Source organism: Curtobacterium sp. B18 (genome assembly GCF_000333375.1).
Taxonomy (GTDB): Bacteria; Actinomycetota; Actinomycetes; order Actinomycetales; family Microbacteriaceae; genus Curtobacterium.
Map to the genome: position 1 here is coordinate 1 of NZ_BACZ01000268.1, position 5020 is coordinate 5020.

The 5020-nt window shown below is 72.5% G+C and carries 5 protein-coding genes and 1 pseudogene; 2 read left to right on the plus strand and 4 right to left on the minus strand.

Features of this window, described 5'->3' with window-relative positions:
• The 4 genes from pheA to I5E_RS06755 form a co-directional block, all read right to left on the minus strand.
• The coding region (gene pheA / locus I5E_RS06740; RefSeq protein ID WP_022906311.1) for a prephenate dehydratase at positions 1-928 on the minus strand (928 nt) is incomplete at its 3' end.
• 52 nt (positions 929-980) lie between these two features.
• A complete protein-coding gene (locus tag I5E_RS06745) occupies positions 981-1526 on the minus strand; it encodes a MarR family winged helix-turn-helix transcriptional regulator (protein WP_022906312.1) in 546 nt (181 codons plus the stop codon).
• A gap of 28 nt (positions 1527-1554) precedes the next feature.
• Complete coding sequence (locus tag I5E_RS06750) at positions 1555-1992, minus strand: hypothetical protein (RefSeq protein ID WP_022906313.1); 438 nt, start codon at positions 1990-1992, stop codon at positions 1555-1557.
• Complete coding sequence (locus I5E_RS06755) at positions 1989-3323, minus strand: molybdopterin-dependent oxidoreductase (RefSeq protein ID WP_031261757.1); 1335 nt, start codon at positions 3321-3323, stop codon at positions 1989-1991. Before I5E_RS06755 ends, I5E_RS06750 begins: the two co-directional genes overlap by 4 nt.
• A 54-nt stretch (positions 3324-3377) precedes the next feature.
• On the opposite strand from I5E_RS06755, the gene I5E_RS06760 reads away from it, so the two are divergent.
• Positions 3378-4823 (plus strand): glycosyltransferase family 87 protein, encoded by a 1446-nt coding sequence (locus tag I5E_RS06760; protein WP_022906315.1) that lies wholly within the window; start codon positions 3378-3380, stop codon positions 4821-4823.
• Positions 4824-4828: 5 nt separating this feature from the next.
• Positions 4829-5020, plus strand: a pseudogene (locus I5E_RS06765) (GTP 3',8-cyclase MoaA); the annotation flags it as partial.

Genomic DNA, 5020 nt, shown 5'->3' on the forward strand with positions numbered 1-5020 from the left:
ATCGCGCGCACCAGTCGCGCGCCTCGACGAACGCGACGTCCGAGTAGCGGGCGGGCACCTCGGGGCGCACCCCGTCGGCCCGCGGGTACGACCCGAGGAACGTCACGCGCGGGCTGAACCGCCGCAACCCGAGCAGGGCGTCGGCCACGCGCTCGTCCCGCACGTGCCCGTCGAGGTCGATGACGAACCGGTACCGCCCGAGCTCGTCGCCGATGGGCCGCGAGGACAGCAGCCCCATGTTGATCCCCCGTGTCGCGAACTGCTCGAGCATGTCGACGAGGGCGCCGGGGTGGTCGGCCGGCAGCTCGACGATGACGCTCGTCTTGTCGGCGCCGGTCGGGGCGGGCAGCGCCAGGGTCTTCGACACGAGCACGAACCGGGTGACCGCCGAGGCGTTGTCCCCGATGGACGAGGCCAGCACCTCGAGCGCGTAGTGGTCGGTGATCCCCGGGGGTGCGACGGCGGCGTCGGCGGTGGGGTGCTCGTCGAGCAGGGCGGCCGCGGCGGCGACGTTCGAGGACGCCGGGATGTGCCCGTGTCCGCGGACGTTGGCCTCGAGCCAGTGGTGGGTCTGGGCGTAGGCCACGGGGTGGGCGTTCACGGTCCGGACGTCGGCGAGCGCGGTGCCGGGCCGGGCGACGAGCACGAAGTCGACGGGGACGAGGTACTCCCCCACGATGCGGACGCCGGGGATCCGCGCGAGGGCGTCCTGCGTCGCACTGACACCGCCGTCGACGCTGTTCTCGATCGCGATCACCGCGCCGATCGACCGGCCGCTGACGACGTCGTCGAGCGCTTCCCCGACGTTGTTCACGCTCCGCCAGGGCTTGCCCGCCGCCGCGTCCACGAGCTTGAGCGCGGCCTCGGTGAAGGTGCCGGCGGGTCCGAGGTAGGAGTACGTGTCGGACGGCGCGGCGGACTCGGTCATGCCGCGAGCCTATTGCAACGCCCACGGCCCGCAGGCGTGCGTGACGGTGGCGTCAGTCGGTCGCCGTACCGGTCAGTCGGGCCTCGCAGATGGCGGGCTCGTCGTCGTCGCGCGGGTAGGTCAGCGCGGCGAAGCGCCCCTCGGGGTCGAGCCGGCTGAGGAGCGCCGCGGCGATGCCGTCGAGCTGCCCGACCTGCTCGTCGCTCAGCGCGTCGATCACCATGCGGCGAGCGGTCCGGACGTGGTCCGGCGCCGCGTCGACGATGGTCGCGTAGCCGGCGTCCGTGAGCCGCACGTCGGTCGCCCGCCGGTCGTCGGTCGAGGGGCAGCGCGAGACGAGTCCGCGCTTCTCGAGCCGGGACACCACGTGCGACAGCCGCGGCAGCGAGGCGTTCGTCGCCGAGGCGAGCGCCGACATCCGGAGCGTCCGGGAGTCGGTCTCCGAGAGCATCGCGATGACCATGTAGTCGAAGTGCGTCAGGTCGGCGTCACGCTGGAGCTGCTGGTCGAGCGCTGCGGGCAGGAGCTCCATGACCGCGACGAGCTTCATCCACGCGCGCAGCTGGTCGCGGGTGAGCCACGGGGTGTCGTCGGTCATGCTCCCACCCTACCGAAAGGTTGTCGGTTCAACCAGTGGTCACGCGGGGTCGGGCCGGACGCCGCGCTGCGACCACGAGCACCGCCACCACGACGAGCAGCAGCACCCCCTCGACGATGAGCAGCCGGGCACCGTAGTCGAACGGCAGCACGGTCGGGTTCTTCTGCCCGTGCGCCTTGGCCGCGATCTCGGGCAGGACCACCAGGGCGAGCACGCTCCCGAGGACGACGACCGCCTGCACGACGACGAGGGCCCACGCCCGGATCGTCCGCCCGGTCCGGCGCAGCAGCAGTCCCGCGCCGACGACGAACGGCGACAGGATCGCGTCGTGCAGGACCACGGCCCCGAGGAGCCAGGTCGCCAGTCCCCAGATCCGGTTCGGCCGGACGGTCGTCACGAGGACGTACGCCCCGAACGCGATGACGAGCACGCCGACCACGACGAGCACGATGCGTGCGGCCCTCATGCGATCACCTCGATCTTCTCGATCCACTTCGTCTGCAGCACACCGGGTCGTCCGGGAGCGATGATCCGCGCCGGGAACCCGTGGTCGAGGTCGAGCGTCGCGCCGTTCAGCTCGAGCGCGATGAGCGTGGTCGGGTCCTCGGCGTACTCGGGGCCCATGTCCATGATCCGGTAGCCGCCGTGCCGCTCGAGGCTGGTCACCCGCACGTGCGATCCCGGCGCCGCCTGCACGGCCGCGAGCAGGTCGACCATCCGCACGCCCTTCCAGGTCGCCATCTGGCTCCAGCCCTCGACGCAGGCGATCGGGAGCCGGGCGACGGCCCCGCCGAGCGCCACGAGCTCCGCCCGCGAGAAGGTGCGGCTGACGTCGTGGCCGACGACGGTCAGGGTCCAGTCGGCCGCGGTGGCGGTGGCCAACACGCCGGCGGCGCGGGCCGTGCGGTTCACCGGCAGGTCGTTCGGACCGCGGTGCCGCTGCCGGGCACCGAAGACGTTGAACGGCTCGGCGAGCACCGAGGACTGTCCGGCGGTCAGCGCGACGACCCCGACGGTCGCCGCGGCGACCCCGGCGAAGAACCCGCGACGTGCGACACGCTGGCGGCGTCCGTCCGCCTGCCCGGCGGTGGTCCGGGAGGCGCGGCTCGGCTCCGCCGCGTCGGCCGGCGGTCCGGCAGGCGTTCCGGCCGGCACGCCGTCGACCCAGCGGAGCACGCGGCCGGTGAGGCCGCGGGGGTACCGGGTGCCGGGCTGCGCGCCCGGAGCCGACGCGGCGGGCTGCGCCGGGACCGGCGGGAGCAGCTCGCTCCCCGCGTCGGGATCGACCACGAAGCGTCCGTGCTCGTCGTAGGAGTCCCGCTTCCGCCAGTACCGGGTGATCAGGCGGAGCTTCACGCCGATGTGCAGCACGAGCGACCCGATGAGCACGTACGCGAGCGCGTTGTGGACCTGCTTGAACGGGAACGGCCACGGGTACCACTGGTAGGTGTTCAGCAGGCCGGTGGTCACCTGCACGATCGCCGACGCGACGAACACCGCGATCGACAGTCGCTCGAGCAGGTGCAGCGGCCCGCGGACCGGCGGGGTCTGCAGGAGCGCCGGCATCACCGTGTTGAGCTTCGCGAGCAGCAACGGGATGATCGCGATGCCCGCCGTGATGTGCACGCCCTGCGTGATCTGGTAGAGCTGCACGGGCCGGGTCGGGAAGCGCATCCACGACAGCGGCTCCTGCAGGAAGTAGCTGAAGACACCGGTCCCGAAGCAGACCAGGAAGGCGATGCCGAGCAGCCGCCCGAGGACGACCGCCGACCGCGCGTTCCGGTTCGGGGACGCCATCACGGATCGTGCATCCAGCAGCAGCCCGCGGACCATGGATAGCCTCGACGGACCATGAGTGAACGACGTCGCCCCGGCCGACTCCTGCCGACCGTGCTGGCCGTGGTCGGCGTGCTCGCCCTGTCGGGCGTCATCGCCTTCGGCGTCACGCATCTGGGGTTCCTCCGGTCCGGTCATCGTTCCCCATTCGTTGCGTGGACCCTGATCGCTTGGGCGGTGTTCGCCGCGGCGGTGCTCGCGTTGCGGTTCGTGCCGGCGAAGTGGATGACGTGGCTGGTGGTCGGAGGTGGTCTGGTCGTGGGGCTCGCCGCCATCGCCGGGCCGCCGAACACCAGTACCGACTCTGCACGCTACGCCTGGGACGGCATCGTGCAGCACGCCGGGATCTCACCGTACGCGCACACGCCCCAGTCGACGGCGTTGTCCGGTCTGCGCCCCGACTGGCTGTTCCCGGACAAGGTCGACGGCACGTGCAAGCCGCTCGAACCGCGCTTCCGCGGGCTCGGTGACGGTGCCGACGGGCACTGCGTCGCGATCAACCGGCCGGACGTCGTGACGATCTACCCGCCGATGGCCCAGCTCTGGTTCGCCCTCGTCCGGGCGTTCGTACCGGCCACCGCCCAGTACATGCCGTTCCAGGTCGCCGGGCTGGTCGTGTCGCTCGGCGTCACCGTCGGGCTCGTCGCGGTGCTGCGGAAGCTCGGTCGTCCGACCTGGTGGGCGGCGCTCTGGGCCTGGTCGCCGCTCGTCGCCTCCGAGGCGGTGACGAACTCGCACGTCGACGCCCTCGGGGCCGCCCTCGCGACCGCCGGTGCCGTGCTCGTCGTCTTCGGTCGGCCGATCTGGGGCGGGATCGCCCTCGGCGCGGCGACGGCGACGAAGCTCATCCCCGCGATCGTGTACCCGCCCCTCCTCGGCCGGTGGCGGCACTGGTGGGCGATCCCGGTGGGCATCGCGTTCTTCGGTCTCCTCTACGTGCCGTACGTGCTGTCGACCGGCCTCGACGTCCTCGGCTACCTGCCGGGGTACCTGTCGGAGGAGGGCTACGAGGACGGCTCCCGGTTCGCCCTCGTCTCGCTCGTGTTCCACGGCGACGCGGCGACGATCGTGGTCGGCCTGCTCGTGCTGGCGGCGGCCTTCGTCGCCTGGCGCCTGTCCGACCCGTCGCGTCCCTGGTCCGGCGAGGTCCTCATGATCGGCGTCACGTTCCTCGCTGTGACCCCGCGCTACCCCTGGTACGCCCTGCTCCTCATCCCGTTCGTGGTGCTCTCGGGCCGCTGGGAGTGGCTGTCGATCGGACTCGCGATCGCCCTGCGCGGGGTGTGGCCGTCGGCGGACGCCTACCGGTGGTGGCTCGCCGCCGCGATCGCCGTCATCGTGATCGTCACCCTGGTGCGCACCCGGCGTGCCGACTGGGGGCGCTGGGGTCGCCGGCTCGCCTTCCGGGAACGCGCGATCGCGCAGTCGTCAGGTGCCGGGGCCGCCGAGGACGTACGCTGACGCCCATGGCACCAGCGACCCTGCTCGGCTCCTCCGACGGCCTGCTCGACCGGTTCGGACGGCGCGCCGTGGACCTGCGCGTGTCGCTGACCGAGCGCTGCAACCTCCGGTGCACCTACTGCATGCCGGCGGCGGGCCTGCCGTTCGCCCCCGACGACGCCCTGATGACCGCGGGCGAGATCGAGCGCCTCGTCCGG